The 21,400-nt window shown below is 36.1% G+C and carries 15 protein-coding genes; 5 read left to right on the forward strand and 10 right to left on the reverse strand.

All coding sequences use genetic code 11. From position 1 onward, the window contains the following. Window positions 1-44 precede the first annotated feature (44 nt). The 5 genes from CDH50_RS12450 (at window position 45) to CDH50_RS12470 (ending at window position 5,512) form a co-directional block, all read left to right on the forward strand. On the forward strand, window positions 45-1,094 hold the full coding sequence (locus tag CDH50_RS12450) for a response regulator (RefSeq protein WP_100612615.1): 1,050 nt from the start codon (window positions 45-47) through the stop codon (window positions 1,092-1,094). An 88-nt stretch (window positions 1,095-1,182) separates the two neighbouring features. Beyond that, complete coding sequence (locus CDH50_RS12455) at window positions 1,183-2,022, forward strand: universal stress protein (RefSeq protein ID WP_100612616.1); 840 nt, start codon at window positions 1,183-1,185, stop codon at window positions 2,020-2,022. A 47-nt stretch (window positions 2,023-2,069) separates the two neighbouring features. Then, window positions 2,070-2,747, forward strand: a complete 678-nt coding sequence (locus CDH50_RS12460; RefSeq protein ID WP_100612617.1) for a Crp/Fnr family transcriptional regulator — start codon at window positions 2,070-2,072, stop codon at window positions 2,745-2,747. Between the two features lie 104 nt (window positions 2,748-2,851). After that, complete coding sequence (locus CDH50_RS12465) at window positions 2,852-3,967, forward strand: vWA domain-containing protein (protein WP_394337012.1); 1,116 nt, start codon at window positions 2,852-2,854, stop codon at window positions 3,965-3,967. An 84-nt stretch (window positions 3,968-4,051) separates the two neighbouring features. After that, window positions 4,052-5,512, forward strand: coding sequence for a magnesium chelatase (locus CDH50_RS12470; RefSeq protein ID WP_100612619.1), 1,461 nt, complete (start codon window positions 4,052-4,054; stop codon window positions 5,510-5,512). On the opposite strand, the gene CDH50_RS12475 is transcribed toward CDH50_RS12470, so the two are convergent. The 10 genes from CDH50_RS12475 to purL form a co-directional block, all read right to left on the reverse strand. Further along, the gene (locus tag CDH50_RS12475) at window positions 5,513-6,088 is read right to left on the reverse strand and encodes a YdeI/OmpD-associated family protein (RefSeq protein ID WP_100612620.1); all 576 of its coding nucleotides are present in this window, start codon (window positions 6,086-6,088) and stop codon (window positions 5,513-5,515) included. Between the two features lie 4 nt (window positions 6,089-6,092). Further along, on the reverse strand, window positions 6,093-7,742 hold the full coding sequence (locus CDH50_RS12480) for a M1 family metallopeptidase (RefSeq protein ID WP_100612621.1): 1,650 nt from the start codon (window positions 7,740-7,742) through the stop codon (window positions 6,093-6,095). 21 nt (window positions 7,743-7,763) lie between these two features. Beyond that, window positions 7,764-9,092: a M28 family metallopeptidase gene (locus tag CDH50_RS12485; RefSeq protein ID WP_100612622.1), complete on the reverse strand. Its 1,329-nt coding sequence runs from the start codon at window positions 9,090-9,092 to the stop codon at window positions 7,764-7,766. Window positions 9,093-9,187: 95 nt separating this feature from the next. Next, window positions 9,188-10,990, reverse strand: coding sequence for an acyl-CoA dehydrogenase family protein (locus CDH50_RS12490; RefSeq protein WP_100612623.1), 1,803 nt, complete (start codon window positions 10,988-10,990; stop codon window positions 9,188-9,190). Window positions 10,991-11,023: 33 nt separating this feature from the next. Then, window positions 11,024-11,380, reverse strand: coding sequence for a four helix bundle protein (locus tag CDH50_RS12495; RefSeq protein ID WP_100612624.1), 357 nt, complete (start codon window positions 11,378-11,380; stop codon window positions 11,024-11,026). Window positions 11,381-11,442: 62 nt separating this feature from the next. Beyond that, window positions 11,443-12,633 (reverse strand): acetyl-CoA C-acyltransferase, encoded by a 1,191-nt coding sequence (locus CDH50_RS12500; RefSeq protein ID WP_100612625.1) that lies wholly within the window; start codon window positions 12,631-12,633, stop codon window positions 11,443-11,445. 98 nt (window positions 12,634-12,731) lie between these two features. Further along, window positions 12,732-15,125, reverse strand: a complete 2,394-nt coding sequence (locus tag CDH50_RS12505) for a 3-hydroxyacyl-CoA dehydrogenase/enoyl-CoA hydratase family protein (protein ID WP_100612626.1) — start codon at window positions 15,123-15,125, stop codon at window positions 12,732-12,734. A 23-nt stretch (window positions 15,126-15,148) separates the two neighbouring features. Then, window positions 15,149-15,586 carry a MarR family winged helix-turn-helix transcriptional regulator gene (locus tag CDH50_RS12510; protein ID WP_100612627.1) on the reverse strand — a complete coding sequence of 146 codons (438 nt, stop codon included), beginning with the start codon at window positions 15,584-15,586 and terminating at the stop codon, window positions 15,149-15,151. 196 nt (window positions 15,587-15,782) lie between these two features. Then, complete coding sequence (locus tag CDH50_RS12515; protein WP_100612628.1) at window positions 15,783-17,549, reverse strand: AMP-dependent synthetase/ligase; 1,767 nt, start codon at window positions 17,547-17,549, stop codon at window positions 15,783-15,785. A 123-nt stretch (window positions 17,550-17,672) separates the two neighbouring features. After that, window positions 17,673-21,341: a phosphoribosylformylglycinamidine synthase gene (gene purL / locus CDH50_RS12520; RefSeq protein WP_100612629.1), complete on the reverse strand. Its 3,669-nt coding sequence runs from the start codon at window positions 21,339-21,341 to the stop codon at window positions 17,673-17,675. Window positions 21,342-21,400: the final 59 nt, after the last annotated feature.

Below are 21,400 nucleotides of genomic sequence, written 5' to 3' on the forward strand. Positions count from 1 at the left end.
TTAATGAAAAGTATGTCCTTTTCGAAAAAATCAAATATTTATCTATGAAGAATATTTTACTGATAGAAGACGATGTTATTTTGAGGGAAAATACATCGGAATTATTAGAACTATCTGATTATAATGTCATAACGGCACCAAACGGCAGAATTGGTTTGGAAATGGCCAAAAATAATTTACCAGATATTATTGTTTGCGATATTATGATGCCTGAGCTTGATGGTTATGGCGTTTTGGAAGCCTTGGCTGAAAATGAAAAAACCAAGCATATCCCTTTTATATTCCTATCGGCAAAAACAGAGCGTAAGGATGTTAGAAAAGGTATGGATTTGGGAGCGGACGATTATATAACCAAACCTTTTGAAGAAGAGGAACTTATAAGCGCGATTGAAAGTCGTTTAGCGAAAGCTGCTATCTTAAAGGATAGAACTAATGAAGAAAAGCAATCGGAATCAGATGAAGAAGAACTTAGAACACTTAACGACCTTAAAAACTTTTTTGACGATAATGGAGAAACTTTAAGTTTTTCTGAAGGCGAAGTGATTTATGATGAAGGACAAAATTCCAATTACATCTATTTAATTTCTAAGGGATTAATAAAATGCCATAAACTAGATGAACAAGGAAAAGACCTTACAACCGCATTGTATAAAGAAGATGATTTGTTTGGCTATACCTCATTTACCCAAAATACCCCTTATCAAGAAACTGCTACGGCTATACAGGATGCCGTTTTAATTGGTATTTCAAAAAACGAACTTAAAGAGGTGCTTAACAGCAACCATAAAGTCACTTTAGAACTTATACAATTGCTGACCGACGATCTTACTTTGGTAAAAGACCAATTATTGCAAATGGCCTATAGTTCGGTTAAAAAACGAACTGCAACCACCATATTGAAATTTGCTGAAAAACTCAACCGTAAGCCTGATGAGGCCATTAGAATTTCGAGAAACGATTTGGCAAGTGTAGCAGGTATCGCATTAGAAAGTTTAATTAGAACCCTTTCCAGTTTTAAGGATATGGGCATTATTGAGATTGAAGGTAGAAATATTAAAATTTTAGACATTCATAAACTTCAACAAATAAATTGATTTTATTGAAATTAGGATAGATTTATGATTTTGGTCATATTTCATTAATTGCCATGCCATTAATTTTGTTTCCTACAAGTTAATAGGCATGAAGAATATTTTAATACCAACAGATTTTTCAAAAAATTCATGGAATGCTATTGAATATGCACTTCATCTATTCAGTAAATCATCATGCAATTTTTATTTATTGCATGTTACTACAAAACATGCTTTGATTGAATCTGGTATATCAGCTATTCAAAATCAATATGTTAGCTTTGAAACGTCGACATTGCCCGTAAAAAAACGTTTGCAGGATACTATAAAACGGATACAAGTAAGCTTCCCTAAAAATCCCCACCATCGGTTTTTTGCAGTTTCAGATAGTAATTATATGATTAATTCCATTAGGGAGCAGGTGACGCAAAAAAAGATTCACCTCATAGTCATGGGAACCAAGGGGACAACCGATTTAAAAAAACTTCCCATAGGCAGTAATGCTGGTAATGTTATAACAAAGGTAAAATGCGCCACAATGGTTATTCCTGAAAATGCCAAATATAAGGTGCCTAAAGAAATTGCATTTCCAACCGATTTCTCCATTTTTTACCGCCCCGAAATATTACAGCCCATCATTGATATTGTTGAAACCAACAATGCCTCGGTTAACGTGCTGCATGTTAATAGAAATGGTGTGGAATTGAATGAAGACCAACAAAAAAACAAGGATTATTTAGATGATTATTTTAGTAATTATGGGCATAGTTTTCATTTTTTAACAAACATACAATTAGAAGATGCTGTACAGCAATTTGTGGACGATAGAAACATTAATTTAATAGCTATGCTGGCAAAAAATCTAAATTATTTTCAGAAAATACTATTTCATCCGACATCAAATGATATTAGTTATTATAAAAACGTGCCCTTTTTAATATTACACTAAAGTATTTTAGGAAGCACTGAATTTTTTCAAAACTTAATTAAAATAGCATGGGCAAGTGTGAACAATGCATAATAAAACAATTTAACGCGCTTAAGTCTTTAAGTAAAGAAGAGCTTGTTAGAATTTCTGGTTGCAAAACATCCATGACTGTAAAAAAAGGGGATGTCATATTCGAGGAAGGTGATTCTATAAACGGCGTGTATTGTGTGAAAGATGGTATTTGCAAATTGTCAAAATTAAGTTCTAACGGGAAGGATCAAATTGTTAAAATTGTAGTAAAAGGCGATTTATTGGGGCAACGCTCCCTAATTACAGGTGAAACAGCCAATTTACAAGCAACTGCTTTAAATGATATGGAACTGTGTTTTATTCCAAAAAATGAAATTGTTAATGATTTACTCAATAACTCAAAATTTTCATTTGATGTTTTAAAGGAAATGGCGCACGATTTAAAAAAAGCAGATGATATCATTGTAAATATGGCACAAAAAACAGTAAGGCAGCGTCTTGCTGAAACCATCATCTATATTCATGACAACTTTGGCACCAATCCAGATGGGACTTTAAGTGTTCTCCTGTCTCGCGAAGATTTTGCTAATATTGTCGGCACCGCTGTAGAGTCAGCCATTAGGGTACTATCTCAATTTAAAAAAGAAGGCTTAATAACCACCATTGGTAAGCGTATCAAGATTAACAATGTAGAAGGATTAAAGCGTGTAGAATAGTTGCCATAGGCATTCCTTTGGTTTATCATAGAAAAATTTAATACTTCCTTAGCTTTTTTTGGCTGTAAATAGCGTATTTTTATGCTGCTATGGTAAACAAAAATATGTCTAGGAAAGGTTTTGTATTTAAAAAATATGAAGCCCCAAACAAATCTCCTTTCGATACACTTTTCGAAATTTTTAAAGAGCTCATTACACACACTTCGGGCGACTTTGATGAAGCCATCGATTGGTTGCGGGAATTGGATAAAGAATACAAATTAACGACTTCAGAATATACGATTGACGATTTTATTGAAGACCTTAAAAAGAAGGGCTACATAAGGGAAGAAATTGATCTTGATGGCAATAGTGGAGGTACAACCATTACTGCTAAAACGGAGCGAGCCATTCGCCAGCAAGCCTTAGACCAGATTTTTGGAAACATCAAACGCAGCGGTCAAGGGAATCATAAAAGCAAAAGTCCGGGTTTAGGTGATGAACATACAGGCGATTTTAGAAATTACCAATTTGGTGATAATCTCGAAAAAGTATCCGTAACAGAAAGTTTAAAAAATGCCCAGATTAATCATGGGATTGTAGATTTTAATCTGTCTGAAGACGATTTGGTAGTTGAAGAAACGCTTCATAAATCCCAAATGAGCACCGTGTTAATGATTGATATTAGTCATAGTATGATTCTTTATGGTGAAGATAGAATCACACCAGCTAAGAAAGTAGCCATGGCGTTGGCAGAATTAATAACCACACGTTATCCAAAAGACACTTTGGATATTTTGGTATTTGGTAACGATGCTTGGCAGGTTGAAATTAAGGATTTACCGTATTTAAAAGTCGGACCTTATCACACAAACACCGTGGCAGGGTTGCAGTTGGCAATGGATTTACTGCGTAGAAAACGAAATACTAACAAACAAATTTTTATGATCACTGATGGCAAACCCAGTTGTGTACGCATGCCCGACGGACAATATTATAAGGACAGCGTTGGGTTAAATCCGTTTATAACTAATAAATGTTATGCTATGGCGCAACAAGCCAGACGTTTGCATATTCCCATAACAACATTTATGATTGCGCAGGATGAGTATTTAATGAGGTTTGTTCGTGAATTTACCCATGCCAACCAAGGAAAAGCGTTTTACACGGGATTAAAAGGTTTGGGCGACATGATTTTTGAAGATTACGAAACGAATAGAAAAAAGAGAATTAGAGGTTAATTAATTAGCTGTTAGCCCTCGGCGTAACCTTTAGCTCGATATAATTGCGCTAAAAGCCAAAAGCAAACAGCCAAAAGCTATAAAATGAAAGACATAAAAACATTTGGAGACTTAAAAGCTTCAGGATATAAAAGCAAATCGATTAAAGATGAATTGAGGGATAACCTCATTCAGAAAATTAAGAATAAAGAAACCACGTTTGAAGGTGTTCATGGTTATGAAAATACGGTAATTCCAGAGTTGGAACGCGCTATTTTATCGCGGCATAACATTAATTTATTAGGTTTACGCGGACAAGCAAAAACACGTTTAGCAAGGTTGATGCTTAATTTGTTGGATGAATACATTCCGCTAGTTGAGGGTTCAGAAATTAATGATGACCCCTTCATGCCAATCTCAAGATATGCCAAAGAATTAATTAAAGAAAAAGGGGATGATACGCCTATTTCTTGGCTGCACAGAAGTGAACGCTTTGCCGAAAAATTAGCAACGCCCGATGTTACGGTGGCGGATATTATTGGAGATGTAGACCCCATTAAAGCAGCCAACTTAAAATTAAGTTATGCAGATGATCGCGTGATTCATTACGGTATGATTCCAAGAGCGAATCGTTGCATTTTCGTGATTAATGAGTTACCAGATTTACAGGCAAGAATTCAAGTGGCCTTGTTTAATATCTTACAAGAAGGCGATGTGCAAATCAGGGGATTTAAGTTGAGGTTACCTTTGGATATTCAGTTTTTGTTTACAGCAAATCCAGAGGATTATACCAATAGAGGCAGTATTGTCACACCCTTAAAAGATAGAATTGGTTCTCAAATTTTAACCCATTATCCAGCAGATATTGAAACGGCAAGATTGATTACTGAGCAAGAAGCGAAGGTTCTGGAAAGTCAGAAACAATCCATTAAAGTACCAGATTTAGCAAAAGATTTATTGGAACAAATTGTGTTTGAGGCTAGAGAAAGTGACTTTATTGATTCCAAAAGTGGTGTCAGTGCCAGATTAAGTATCACGGCATTCGAAAATTTATTAAGTACGGCGGAGTTGCGTGCATTAAAATCTGGGGACGAAACAACCACCGTGCGTTTAAGTGATTTTGTTGGGATTATTCCATCCATCACAGGAAAAGTGGAATTGGTTTATGAAGGCGAGCAAGAGGGTGCCGCAGTCGTAGCTTATAATTTAATAGGTGAAGCTGTTAAAACCTTGTTTGAAGAATTTTTTCCTAAGATTGGAAAACTAAAAAAACAAACTGAGGAAAGTCCTTATGATGATATTGTATCTTGGTTTTTCAATCAGAAAGATGGTTTTGAATTGTTGGATGATAGTAATGATAAAGAATACAAAAAGATGTTGGATGCCATTTCACCTTTAGATAATTTATTAAAAGAGTATCAACCAGATATAGAGGAAGATGATGTCTATTTTGAAAAAGAATTTGTGCTTTGGGCTTTGGTTGAATTTAAGTTGCTAAGCAAATTTAGGTTTGCGGAAGGCACTCAGTTTAAAGATCCTTATGGTAGTTTTATAAGTGGTATTTAACTAATTAAAACCATTTCTACTTTTGATATTAGTAGCGCATAATTGAATAATTTCAGTTATGCGCTTTTTTCTGGTTTCTTCCCTTTTTGCCTGATTTAGCCAATATAAGTAGCTTTTTCTATATGAAGGTGCGAAGTTTTGGTAATTGGTATAAGCTTCCGGATTTTTATCAAATTCTGATTGTAAATCGTTTGGAATAACACCATTTTCAACAGTGTCTAAAGTAGTCCAACTACCATTTTGTTTTGCGATTTCTATCTTGGCCAGACCGCTTTCATGCATTAAATTATTTGAAATTAACTCTTCAACATACTTTTTGTTTAAGGCGCTCCAAACACTTTTATTGTTTCTAGGGGTAAAATATTGTTTGCGTTTTCCATTACCCAAACTTTTTACTGTAGAATCAATCCAACCATAGCATAATGCTATTTTAACGGCTTCTTCCCAACGCATACTATCATTTTCATGCGCTACTTTATAAAAAATGAGATAAACGCCTTTGCATATTGCATGATGTTCATGTAACCACGCACGCCATTCGGTATCCGTTTTAAAATAATGTTCAGATAATTCCAAAGACTTATAACTTTTTGCTTTCTACATAAAAATTGGGGTCGACTTCAAGAGACGTGTTTCCAGTTTCTAAAGGCATGGTTTTCCATTCAGCTTTAGGGAACAACCACTGGGTTTTATCTCCAAGTTTAGCAACTACAGGCATATCAAATTTCTCTATGATATTTGTCCAACGGTACTTTAATTGATTGTTTTCTATACTATATTCAAGAGTTGGAATTTTGGTTGTTCGTAAATACTGTTTGAAAAATTCGGTTAAATCAATACCCGATTGTTCACTAATATAATTTTCAATTTGTTGGGTCGTTACCGTTTGATGATAGAATGTTCGATTCAACCCTCGTAAAATTTGTCGCCATTTTTCATCATTTTCAATCAGTTGTCTTAAGGTATGTAATATGTTTGCCCCTTTGTCATACATGTCACTAGAGCCTTCCTTATTAACATGGTATGGGCCAATTAAAGGCTTATCGTTATTAATGCCACTTCGTAAACCAATAACATATTCTGAAGCCGCTTTTTTGCCATGATAGTAATCTAAAAATAAACTTTCGGAATAGCATGTAAATCCTTCTTGAACCCATAAATCGGCCACATCTTTAACCGTAATATTATTGGCGAACCATTCATGTCCCGCTTCATGGATGATGATATAATCAAACATTAAGCCCCAACCAGTATTCGATCTATCTAGACCTAAATAGCCTTTTAAATATTTGTTGCCATAGGTTACTGAACTCTGATGTTCCATACCTAAATAGGGGACTTCTACAAGTTTAAAACTGTCTTTGTAGAAAGGATAAGGTCCGAACCAATGTTCAAAAGCTTTCATCATTTTCGGAGCATCTTTAAAATGTTGTTTCGCTTTTTCAAGATTATCACGTAATACATAATAATCCATGTCTAAAAATCCGTTTTCACCATCATATTTTTCTGAGAAGTTAACGTAATCGCCAATATTAATGTTTACTCCATAATTGTTTATCGGACTTTTTACAATCCAGTGATAGGTTTTGGTATCGCCAAATTGTTCAATACTTCTAAGTCTGCCATTGGAAACATCCATCAAATCTTTGGGTACATTCACGCTAATAAGCATGCTATCGACTTCATCGTACATATGGTCTTTACAAGGCCACCAAACGCTGGCACCTAAACCCTGGTTGGAAGTGGCAACGAAATGGTTACCATTATTGTCTTTTTTCCAAGAAAAACCGCCATCCCAAGGCGCATTAATAGCCTCTTGGGGATGACCTTCAAAACTGACTTCCAGACTGTTTATGTCTCCAATATTTTGTTTGTCAATTAAAGTCACGAAATGAGCATTTCCTTCATCTTTGACCTGTAATGCTTTTCCATTTTGCGTAATTTTGGTAATCACCATAGGTGCTTGCAAATCAATTTGCATGACTGTATTATTTTCCAAAACTTTATATTGAATGGTATTTTTACCAGAAATAAATTTTTTATCTGGCTCTACTTTTACTTCTAAATGATAATAGGTTAAATCCCACCAAGCACGCTCTGGTGTGATGCTACCTCTTAAAGTATCCTGTCTAGTAAAGACCTCTTTTTTATTTAATAAATCTTGGGCGAGTAGTTTTACTGTTGAAGACAATAAAATAATACTTGATATTACTAATAAACGATTCAGCATATTTTTTTAAAAATTAAAGGACTAAAATACAGTATTTGGGAAAACTACAACACTTTCAAAACCGTTTTCTCCGACAGCAGCGATTCCAAAAAAGTAGTTATCAACAACAATACCATTTAATGTGAATTCTGAAATATCACCCACATATCTACTATAATCCCAAGTAGGCGAGGTGGTATCCCTCCAATAGATTTTATAGCCCACGGCACCATTGACTTTTTCCCATTTAAATGTTGCCGAAGGTTCTACGGCACCCCCAATAGTCACCTTTTTTGGTGGTGGTGGGGCGGATGCTAAACTTGCTAAGTTGATGGCGTTTACAGCGGTTAGCTTTTTGGCATATTCAAAATTGACATGTTCAATAACATCGCCATATTTAATACCGTTTTCTTCTCTAATATCCTGATGCTGTTGGTTGTAGTTTTCGTGAGCTTCCATAATCCGGATACCCGCAAACCCTAAATCATTAAACGGACGATGATGCCCGCCACGTCCAAACCGATCCAGTCTATAAACCATTATGGGGTTCATTTCTGGCATATACGTTTTTGTGGTTTTATGAACATACCTTGCTAATTGTCTGGAAATGCCATCCACTTCACCACCATAAAAACGTCTTAATTGGCGTTCCCGTTCTGTTTCTGTTGGCGGGACAGGTTCCGAAAAAATTCTAAAGGTTCTGTTATCAATAACACCATCCAAGCCTTTGATGTTCCCAATCATATCATTATTTAAAACGCCAATGATATCCCAATTGTGTTCTTTGACATAGTTTGCTAATCCAGCACCACCAAATAAGCCTTGTTCTTCACCAGAAAGTCCGACGTAAATAATACTGTTTTCAAATTTGTATTTTGATAAAACTCTTGCGGCTTCTATGGTTCCTGCCATACCCGAAGCATTATCGTTTGCTCCAGGTGCATCCGTGGTAAAATCCATGGTATCACTGGCACGGGAATCGATGTCACCGCTCATGATAATAAACCGATTAGGATATGTTGTGCCTTTTTGAATAGCGACTACATTCACCACCCAAGCATCATGAGGCACACGGTTATTGCCATTTTTAGTAACAAAATCCTTTTGATAAAAAACATCCAAACAATTATTGCAACTCCCTGATATGGTTTCAAATTCTTGCTTTATCCATCGTCTAGCAGCTCCAATACCTCGCGTATTTGAAACGGTGTCACTAAACGTATTTCTTGTTCCGAAATTAGCCAGAGTGTTGATGTCCTTTTCAATTCTTTCAGCCGAAACGGCATTGATAATATCATATATTTTTTGGTTTGATTGGGATGAGGAAAGGGTAGCGGTAAAAAGAAAAAAACTAAGGAATGAAATTTTCATGGAAATTTTATTTTAAAAATAATAAAAATTAAATCGCCTTGAAAATTAATTCAAAGCGATTTAATCATTGAGTAGTCACTAAATATATGTCTTATTTAAAAGCAGTATTTATTTTCTTTAATAACTTTATCTGCTATAATATTTCTCAATTCAATAATATTTGGCATGTTCACATATTTAATGTAACGTTTTAAGCCCATAAGCATCATGCGTTGTTCATCGCCGGTAGAAAATGAAATGATGGAGTGTTTACCAGCCGTTTCAATAACATCAATAGCATGGAATAAGTTTAATTTAGCCATGGCTATTTGTTCCTTCACGGCTTCTTCACCTTCTTTTTTAGCCAATTTTTCAGCTCTTAGAATGGCGGATTCAGCTAAATAAACTTGAATTAATATATCGGAAGCCGCAAGCATCAATTGTTGGTGTTTTTCTATGTCTTCACCATATTTTTGTAAAGCAGCCCCAGCGACCATTAAAAATAATTTTTTAAGATTTTTGACAATACTTTTTTCTTCGGAAAATAATTCTGAAAAATCTGGTGTTTCAAATGAAGGAATGCCTGTTAATTCGTTGGCGACTTCTGTTGCTGGACCTAATAAATCCACATGGCCTCTCATGGCTTTTTTAATAAGCATACCGATGGATAACATGCGGTTTATTTCGTTGGTACCTTCATAAATTCGAGCAATTCGGGCATCTCTCCATGCGGATTCTATCGGGGTTTCCTCGGAAAATCCCATACCTCCAAAAATTTGAATCCCTTCATCGGTGCATTTTTGAGTGAATTCTGAAACGGCGACTTTTAAAATGGAACATTCAATGGCATATTCTTCTACGCCTTTAAGTTCCGCTTCTTGATGAGTATCTTTTCCATTATTTTTACGAAGTTCAATGCGGTCTTCAATATTTTTGGCAGCACGGTAACTTGCTGCTTCACCAACCCAACAGTTGGTTGCCATTTCAGCAATTTTTTGTTGAATGGCACCAAAACTGGAAATGGGCGTATTAAATTGTACACGGTCGTTGGCATATTTAACGGATTCGGTAATGACTCGGCGTTGCGCATCTAAACACGCAGCAGCCAGTTTTATTCTGCCGACATTTAAAGCGTTCATGGCTATTTTGAAGCCGTTACCTCTATCTGAAAGCATATTTTCAACAGGAACAACCGTGTCATTATAAAATACTTGTCGGGTTGAAGATGCACGAATGCCTAACTTATGTTCTTCTTCACCCATGGTAATACCATTCGGGTTGTTTGGGTCATATTCAACAATAAAACCTGTGATGTTTTTATCATCTTCAATACGCGCAAAAACAATCATCAAACTGCAAAAGCCAGCATTTGAAATCCACATTTTCTGGCCTGTGATTTTATATGATTTTCCGTCAGCAGACAACACTGCTTTCGTTTTTCCGGAATTGGCATCACTACCCGCACTTGGCTCTGTTAAGCAATACGAACCAAACCATTCTCCCGAAGCAAGTTTAGGAATATATTTTTGCTTTTGTTCTTCGGTTCCATATAATAAAATCGGTAACGTACCAATCCCAGTGTGCGCACCAAAAGCCGTACTAAAGGAACCTGTAGCCCCCGATATATAATCGCAAACAAGCATCGTATCCACAAACCCCATGCCCATACCGCCGTATTCTTCAGGAACGGAAACGCCTAAAAAGCCCATCTCGGCAGCTTTGCGCATACACGATTCCGTTAAGGCATAATCTTTGGCTTCAAATCGTGGTTTGTTAGGCCAAATTTCCCTGTCAACAAATTCAGTGACAGCTTCTTTCATCATTTTTTGTTCTTCCGTAAAATCTTCTGGAATGAATATATCATTACAGTTTGTTTCTTTTACCAAGAATTGACCGCCTCGTAAAATGTTTTCTTCCATGCTTTTTAGATTTATAGATTCAAGAATCAGGAATCAAGACTTAGATAGTCCAGATTTAAAACTTGAAATCATTTTTTGTATTTCTTTTATTTTTTGCTCTAGCTCTTTGAATTTTTCTTCAGATAGATAATTTTCATTAAAAGCTACATTTAATTGCGTTTCCCATTCAAATGCAGAACCTAAACAATGTTCTAAATATTTATTGAAATGCTTGTTGGAACTTTTACTAGTTCCTTCAGAAATATTTGAAGGTATTGAAACAGCACATCTGTTCATTTGGCTCATTAATCCATAAGTTTCATACTTTGGAAAACTTCTAGTTAGTTTGTATGATTCAGAAACAAGTTCCATACTTTCAATCCAAATTTTTAATTTTTTAAAATTGTGCATAATCAGATTAATCTTGTCTCTTGTCTTTTTAGTTTTTGTGTCTTACTTCTTGGTTCTTGTTTCTAACCAAGAAATTCAAATATCCCACAAGCCCCTTGTCCAGTTCCAACGCACATTGTTACCGCGCCATACTTACCTTTCATATTTTGCTTACGCATTTCATCAAATAATTGTACGGATAGTTTTGTTCCTGTACAACCCAATGGATGCCCTAATGCAATAGCGCCACCATTCACATTTACGATGTCACTATTAAGATGCAATTCCCTAATAACAGCGATGGACTGTGATGCAAAGGCCTCATTTAGTTCGATAAGTTTTAAATCTTCTAGTTTTAAACCAGCTTGTTGCAATGCTTTTGGAATCGCTTTAACAGGACCAATACCCATGATACGAGGTTCTACACCAACAGCGGCATAACTAACCAACCTAGCGATGGGTTCTAAATTCAGTTCTTTAACCATATCTTCACCCATAACCATTACAAAGGCAGCACCATCACTCATTTGTGAAGAATTTCCAGCAGTAACAGAACCATTGGCTGCAAAAACAGGACGTAGTTTTGATAATGCTTCTATGCTAGTTCCTGCTCTTGGACCTTCATCTTTAGTAACTATATATTTTTTTGTTGCTTTTTTACCGTTCTCATCTAAATAGGTTTCTTCAACTTCAATCGGTACAATCTGGTCTTGAAAACGATTTTCAGCTTGAGCTTTTAGGGCTTTCATGTGTGAATGATACGCAAATGCATCTTGGTCTTCGCGAGAGACATTAAATTGATTGGCAACAGCTTCGGCCGTATTTCCCATACCCCAATAATAATCTTCGTGTCCTGCCTTTACAGTATTGTAATTTAATTCGGGTTTAAAACCTGTCATAGGTACAGAACTCATACTTTCAGAACCACCCGCAATGATACAATTTGCCATGCCTGATTGAATCTTTGCTACCGCAATCGCAATGGTTTCAATACCTGAAGAACAAAAACGATTAACCGTAACTCCTGGGACATCCACAGAATTTAAACCAATAAGCGATATGAACCGAGCCATGTTTAAGCCTTGCGCACCTTCTGGCATGGCGTTACCAACAATCACATCATCTATACGTTTAATATCTAAATTGGGTAATTCTTTCATTATGTGTTGAATGGTTTCCGCACCCAATTCATCCGCTCTTTTAAAACGAAAAACACCCTTTGGCGCTTTGCCAACGGCCGTTCTATATGCTTTTACTATATATGCTTGTTTCATTTTTTAATGCTTTAGGCTTTAGGCAATATGCTTTAAGCTTTTATTTTTTTAAATAATTTTAGCCTATTGCACATAGCATAAGGCTTATGGCATCGCGACTAGTTGCGAAGTGGTTTCCCTGTTTTCAACATATGCTGAATACGTTCTAAGGTTTTACGTTCTGTACATAGACTTAAAAAGGCTTCACGCTCTAAATCCAATAAATATTGTTCGGATACCAAAGTCGGTTCAGATAAATCACCACCAGCCATCACATAAGCAAGTTTATTGGCGATTTTATGATCGTGTTCACTTATAAAATTTGAGGCTTCCATAGAATCTGTTCCCACTAAAAACATACCCAGCGCTTGCTTTCCTAAGACTTTAATATCTTTTCTTTTGACAGGTTGAGTGTAGCCCGTTTCAGCCATTAATTTTGCATAGGATTTTGCGGTTGCTATTTGTCTGTCTTTATTAACGACTACGATATCTTTCCCTTGTTGGAGGATTCCCAAATCAAAGCCTTCATAAGCAGATGTCGATACTTTTGCCATACCAATGGTTAAGAAATAGTCTTGTAAGGTATTCAATTCCACATCGCCTTTTCTAAATGTATCTTGAGCTCTTAAAGTCAGTTCTTTAGAACCGCCACCACCGGGAATGACGCCGACACCAAATTCAACCAAACCTATATAGGTTTCAGCAGCAGCAACTACTTTATCAGCATGCATGGATAATTCACAACCACCGCCTAAACACATGCCATGCGGTGCAGAAATGGTTGGTATGGAAGAATACCGCATCCGCATCATGGTATCTTGAAAATATTTAATAGCTCCATTAAGTTCGTCATATTCCTGTTCTACCGCCATCATAAAAATCATGCCTATATTGGCACCCACGGAGAAATTGGCACCTTGATTTCCAACGACCAACCCTTGAAAATCTTTTTCGGCTAAGTCAATGGCTTTATTCAATCCAGCCAGTACATCGCCACCAATGGTATTCATTTTGGATTGGAATTCGCAATTTAAAATACCATCGCCTAAATCTTCTATAACAACCCCGGAGTTTTTAAAGACTTCATTGGATTTTCTAATATTATCCAGAATGATGAAAGCATCTTGTCCTGGGACTTTTTCTTGGGATTTCTTAGGAATGTCGTAATAATAAGTAGCTCCTTCTTTTACAGAGTAAAACGATTTATTGCCCGATGTAAGCATCTCATTAACCCAAGCAGCAGGTTCTAAACCTTCGGCTTTCATTATCTCCATGCCTTTTTCAACACCAATGGCATCCCATATTTGGAAAGGCCCATGTTCCCAGCCAAAGCCCGCTTTCATGGCATTATCAATTTTATATAATTCGTCGCTGATTTCTGGAATTCTATTAGACACATAAGCAAACAATGCCGCAAACGTTTTTCTGTAAAATTCTCCAGCCTTATCTTTTCCTGATATTAAAACTTCAAAACGATTAATAACTTTATCAATGGTTTTTGTAAGTTCTAAAGTCGCGAATTTTGCGGATTTTTTGTCGCGATATTGTAAAGTATCTAAATCGAGTGTTTTAATATCCGCACCTTCTTTTTTGTAAAAGCCTTGTCCCGTTTTACTTCCCAACCATTTGTTTTCCTTCATGGTATTGATGAAATCTGGAAGTTTGAAAAGTTCTAAACGTTCATCGTCTTTGCAGTTTTCTAAAATACCGTTGGCGACATGAACCAACGTATCCAATCCAACAACATCTACGGTTCTAAACGTGGCCGATTTTGGTCTACCAATAACAGGTCCTGTTAATTTATCTATATCTTCAACCGTTAAATTCAGGTCTTTTACAGCATGAAATAAACTCATAATGCTAAAAATACCAATTCTGTTTCCTATAAAAGCAGGCGTGTCTTTGGCAACAACCGATGTTTTTCCTAAAAATTGTTCACCGTAATTGTTTAAGAAATTTAAAACTTCAGGAGATGTTTTCGGACCAGGAATAATTTCAAACAATTTTAAATAACGTGCTGGATTAAAAAAATGAGTACCGCAGAAATGCTTTTGAAAATCGTCACTTCGTCCCTCACTCATGAAATGAATTGGTATTCCGGAAGTGTTTGATGTTATTAAAGTACCCGATTTTCTATGTTTATCAAGCGTTTCAAAAACTTTCTTTTTAATATCTAAACGTTCTACAACCACTTCAATAATCCAATCCGCATCAGAAACTTTAGAAATATCATCTTCTAAATTTCCTGTTGTAATTCTACTGGCAAACTTTTCATGATAAATAGGAGAGGGCTTCGATTTTAAAGCATTGGCAAGTGAATCATTAACCAAGCGATTTCTAACAATTTTACTTTCGAGTGTTAGTCCTTTAGCTTTTTCAGCATCATTAAGTTCTCTTGGGATAATATCTAAAAGTAATACTTCCACTCCAATATTGGCAAAATGGCATGCGATGCCACTTCCCATAATACCAGAGCCTATAACGGCAACTTTATTGATTAAACGTTTACTCATAATTTAGTTGGACTATAACCTTTTTATTGATTGTAAATTTTTTTATTTGAAACCATATGGTTTATCAGTTCTGATACTTCATAAAAATGCTTTAACTTTTCTTCTGAAACATTATTTTTTATGGCCTCGTTAAAGGCAAGTACCTTTTCTCTGGAAAACGCTCTTTTATCTCTCCCAAAATCTGTTAATGTAATGATGACACCTCTTCCGTCTTCAGGGTTTGGTTGGCGTTCTATTAAGCCATTTTGTTCCATGGTTTTTAATATTCTGGACAAACTGGTGGCTTCCATACCCATTTTGGGGCCTAATGCTGTTGAGGGCGTTCCTTTATCTGGGTCGATGCTTAATAGCGTGAAACCTGTTGCCATGGTACTGCCAATTTTGGACGCTTCTTCATTATACATTTTTTGGACTGTTAACCAAGTGGTTCTTAATACATAATCGATCGTTTTATCTTTCATCTGCTATAATGGTTGGTTTTTATAAATCAGATGTCATATCCTAATGATGTGCATATGATTTTTACATACCCAATCATTCATTAATATCTGGTTCGTTATTTCAAATATACAAAAACATATTATGCATGCATAATATGTGGTGTAAAAATAAAGTTAAAAAAAGCCACTCATTTAACAGAGTGGCTTAGAAAATGATTTATTGATAAATCTTATTGTAAAGATGTATGTACTTCTCTTTAATATCTTTTCGTTTCATTTTCATGGTTGGGGTTAAGTGACCAGCATCAATAGACCAAATATCAGGGGTCAATTCAAATTTTTTGATTTGTTCCCATTGTCCAAATTTTTTGTTGGCTTCATCTATTTCTTTTTGAATTCTTTCAATAAGTTGAGGATTTGAAATGATATCACTTTTAGAATTAAATGTGATACCGTGCAGTTTACCCCATTTTTCAACAAAATCAAAATTGATTTGAATTAAAGCTGCAGGCATTTTTTCACCATCACCTATAACCATGACTTGTTCTATAAATCGAGATTGTTTTAGTTGGTTTTCTATAATAGATGGTGCTATGTATTTACCGCCAGAAGTTTTGAACATTTCTTTTTTTCTGTCGGTTATTTTTAAAAAACCATCAGAATCAATTTCCCCAATATCCCCAGTATGAAAATAACCATCAACTAAGACTTCAGCCGTTTTTTCAGGATCTTTAAAATACCCAAGCATCACGTTGGGACCTTTGACAAGAATTTCACCATCCTCAGCAATTTTAACTTTTACATTATCGATGATTTTACCTACGGTTCCTATTCTAAAACCACCGTGTCTAACATCGTTCACAGATATGACAGGTGAGGTTTCGGTTAGTCCATAACCTTCCATAATGGGTAATTTGGCTGCTGCAAAAACCCTTGTAAGTCTCGGTTGTAATGCGGCGCTACCAGAAACCATGATATCTAGTTTACCACCAAGAGCTTCTTGCCATTTTTTAAATACTAATGCGCGGGCTATTTTTAATTGTAGCTCGTACCAGAAGCCATTTTTGCCATAGGGTTCATATTTTAAGCCCAAGTTAAGTGCCCAAAAAAACATCAGTTTTTTTATGCCTTTTTGTTCATTTCCTTTAGCTACAATTTTATCGTATACTTTTTCATATAGCCTTGGAACACCTGTCATGACGTTTGGTTGCACTTCTTTTACATTATCGCCCATTTTATCAATGGATTCGGCAAAATAAATCTCAACGCCACAATATTGATATAAATAAAGAATCATACGTTCAAAAACATGGCAAACAGGAAGAAAGCTTAAGGCTTTGGATTTTCCATGATCAAATGGCACACGCTTTTCACTATCCAATACATTTGATACTAAGTTATTATGGGATAACATCACGCCTTTTGGTTTTCCGGTAGTTCCAGAAGTATAGATTAATGTGGCTAAATCGTTTGGCGACACATTGTTTTTTCTTAAATCAACCTCATTCTGATTGCTAGTATCTTCTCCTAATTTTAAAATGTCGGTCCAATGATTTTCATTTTCAATATGATCAAATGTGTAGATATTTTTAAGTTTTGTATTGCTTTTTATGATGTTTAGTTTTTGCAAAACCTCATTATCTGAAACAAAACAATAAATAGCTTCCGAATGATTTAAAATATATTCATAATCTTCGGAAGAAATGGTAGGATATATGGGAGCGTTTTGGGCACCTATTTGAAGAACCCCAATATCTAGAATATTCCATTCAGTTCTATTTGAAGAAGAAATGACGGCAATTTTATCATTTGGTTTTACACCTAAACGTAATAACCCACGGCTTATGGCATTGGCTTGATTTATAAACTCTTGTGTGGACACAGATTGCCACTCACCATCGTATTTCGTGCTGAATGCTCTTTCCAAATTATAAGTTTTTAACTGATAATATGGGAAATCAAAAATTCTATTAATTTCTGCCATTGAGTTTTATATATGAGTTGTTGTTATGCAAAGTATGAAATTAAATAGGATTTTCAAATACTGAACAAAAAAAGGAGCCTTTTATGAAAAGCTCCTTTGTTATTTTAAGAATTTAATAACATGTTATTGTTTTTCAATCCATAATCTGGCATTCACAAACGCCTCCAGCCAAGGCGTTACTTCATCGTTTCTGTTTTCTGGATAATACGCCCAGTTCCATTGGAAAGTAGAACGCTCAATGTGTGGCATGGTTACTAAATGTCTACCTGTTTTATCGCACATCATGGCGGTATTAAAATCGGAGCCATTTGGGTTATGTGGATATTCGGCATAACCATATTTGGCAACAATATTGTATTTGTCTTCGGAATAAGGTAATTTAAACTTTCCTTCGCCATGTGAAATCCAAACCCCTAAAGTAGAACCTGCAAGCGTTGAAAGCATCACGGAATTATTCTCTTGAATTTTTACGGAAGTAAATCCGCTTTCGTGTTTATGCGAATCGTTATGATGCATTTTTCCGTGAATGTCGTGCTCCGGATTTATAAGATCCAATTCCATCCACAACTGACAACCATTACAAATACCAACAGACAACGTATCTTCTCTTTTGAAGAAATACTGAATGACTTTATTTGCTTTTTCATTGTATTTAATGGCACCAGCCCAACCTTTTGCAGACCCAAGAACATCGGAATTTGAGAAACCACCAACAGCACCTAAAAACTGAATATCTTCCAAAGTTTCACGACCAGAAATTAAATCCGTCATGTGCACATCTTTCACATCAAAACCAGCTAAATACATAGCATTTGCCATTTCTCGTTCACTATTGCTGCCTTTTTCACGGAGAATGGCGGCTTTGGGACGCGCTCCCCTTTCCTTTGGAGAGGGGCTGGGGGTGAGGCCAGTAAAATGTTTTGGAAAAATATATTGAAGCGGTTGGTTTTTATAATTATCAAATCTCGCTTGGGCTAAATTATTTGCGGTTTGTTTTTGGTCTAAAAGGAACGAGGTTTTATACCAAGTATCACGTAATTCTGAAATGTTTAAGTTGAAAGTATCAACATTGTTTTTGATACTTAATTGGTTGATTTCAGTAACTTTTCCAATGTTGAAGAATTCAATATTTGCTTCAGATAAAATGGATTCAATGGAAGCGTCTTTGGATTGAATGACAATACCAGCATTTTCTGAAAATAATAATTTTATGGAATCTTGTTCAGATAATGCAGAAAGATTTAATTCTGCGCCGAGGTTATTATCGGCAAAACATAGTTCTAAAAGCGTGGTAATCAATCCTCCAGAAGCAACATCATGTCCTGCTACAATTTGCCCATCTTTTATTAATTTCTGAATGGTATTGAATACATTTTTAACATAAGTAGCACTTTTTACAGTGGGCGCATCATTGCCTATTTTGTTTAATATTTGGGCAAATGAGCTTCCTCCTAGTTTAAAATCGTCTTGGGATATATTGATATAGTAAATATTACCCGAATTTCTTTTCAAAACAGGCTCTACCACTTTAGTAATATCGTTACAGTTTCCAGCTGCGGAAATAATCACCGTTCCTGGTGCGATAACGTCCTCATTAGGATATTTTTGTTTCATGGAGAGCGAATCCTTACCAGTCGGGACATTAATGCCTAGACCAATAGCAAATTCTGAAACTGCTTCTACCGCTTTATACAAACGCGCATCTTCGCCTTCGTTTTTACAAGGCCACATCCAGTTTGCGGATAGGGAAACCGATTTCAATTCGTCTTTTAACGGTGCCCAAATGATATTGGTTAAAGCTTCCGTAATGGCATTTCTACTGCCTGTTGCTGGATCAATCAATCCAGAAATAGGCGAGTGGCCAATCGAGGTCGCAATACCTTCTTTTCCTTTATAATCCAATGCCATCACACCCACATTATTTAGAGGTAATTGCAACGGTCCGGCACATTGTTGTTTTGCCACTTTTCCACCGACACAACGGTCGACTTTATTGGTCAACCAATCTTTGCAAGCCACTGCTTCCAATTGTAAAACTTGCTCTAAATAGTGATGAAACTTATTTGATTCATAAGTAACTTCATCATAGTTTCTCTCAACCGTTTTATCGGTCATGATGGTTTTTGGCGAACTACCAAACATATCTTCCATCGCTAAATCCATAGGCTTGTGGCCATTGGTTTTAGATTCAAATGTAAAACGATCATCACCAGTCACATCACCAACGGTGTACATAGGTGAGCGTTCCCTATCGGCAATACGTTGTAATATATCAACATGGTTTTTATCAATCACCAAGCCCATACGTTCTTGGGATTCGTTACCAATAATTTCTTTATCGGAAAGTGTCGGGTCACCAACAGGCAAGGCATCTAAATCGATGTTCCCACCGGTAGCTTCAACCAATTCACTTAAACAATTTAAATGCCCTCCAGCACCGTGATCATGAATGGAAACGATGAAATTTTCATCACTTTCAACCATCCCACGAATGGCATTGGCAGCACGTTTTTGCATTTCTGGATTGGAACGTTGCACGGCATTCAACTCAATACCTGAAGTAAAAGCCCCTGTGTCAGCACTGGAAACCGCGGCACCACCCATACCAATTCGGTAGTTTTCACCGCCTAAAATGACTATTTTATCGCCTGTTTGTGGTTCACTTTTTAAAGCTTGGTCTTTTTTACCGTAACCGATGCCACCGGCTTGCATGATGACTTTATCAAAACCAAGTTTTCTTACTTCCTCTTCATGCTCAAAGGTTAGTACCGAACCACAAATTAATGGTTGTCCGAATTTGTTTCCAAAATCGGATGCTCCATTAGAGGCTTTTATTAAAATATCCATAGGGGTTTGATACAACCATTGGCGTTCAGGAAAAGCTTTTTCCCAAGGTCTGTTTTCTGCTAATCTGGAATAAGAAGTCATGTAAACCGCGGTTCCAGCAAGAGGCAAGGAACCTTTTCCGCCTGCGAGTCTATCACGAATTTCACCACCAGCACCAGTTGCAGCACCATTAAAAGGTTCCACCGTTGTTGGGAAATTGTGGGTTTCTGCTTTTAAGGAAATCACAGACTCAAAATCCTTTATTTCATAAAAATCTGGTTTGTCGGCCGACTTCGGGGCAAACTGTTCCACTTTTGGGCCTTCAATAAACGCCACATTATCTTTGTAGGCTGAAACGATTGAGTTAGGATTCGTTTCAGATGTTTTTCTGATTAATTTGAAAAGCGATGTTGGTTTTTCTTCACCATCAATCACAAACGTGCCGTTGAAAATTTTATGTCGACAGTGTTCACTATTCACTTGAGAAAACCCAAACACTTCTGAATCTGTTAATGGGCGACCGATTTTCTTTGAAACGCCTTCCAAATAGCTCACTTCTTCGTCACTTAATGATAAGCCTTCCTTTTTATTGTAAGCCGAAATATCGTCGATATTTAGAATCGGATCAGGCTTAATATTTATGGTAAATGATTCTTGGTTTAATCCGTTGAATTTCTCAGAAATCATCGGGTCGTAATCCTTAAAATCTTTTGAAACAGCTTGAAATTCTTCAATACGAATGATATCGGAAATCCCCATATTTTGGGTAATTTCAACAGCATTGGTGCTCCAAGGAGTTATCATGGCGGCTCTTGGGCCAACAAAAAAAGCATCTAAGGATGCTTGTTCTATTTTTGGCTGGTTGCCAAATAACCACACTAATTTCGTTATGGTTTCGGTTGATAATTCTTTTGTTGCCTGAACAGCAAATACTTTGCTGGTTACGTTTCCAAAGAAATGAATCATTATATGATAGTTTGTGTTGCGTTTAACAAAGTGCAAATTTACTTTTTTTAAGTCTAATT

Source organism: Confluentibacter lentus (assembly GCF_002806995.1).
GTDB lineage: Bacteria > Bacteroidota > Bacteroidia > Flavobacteriales > Flavobacteriaceae > Confluentibacter > Confluentibacter lentus.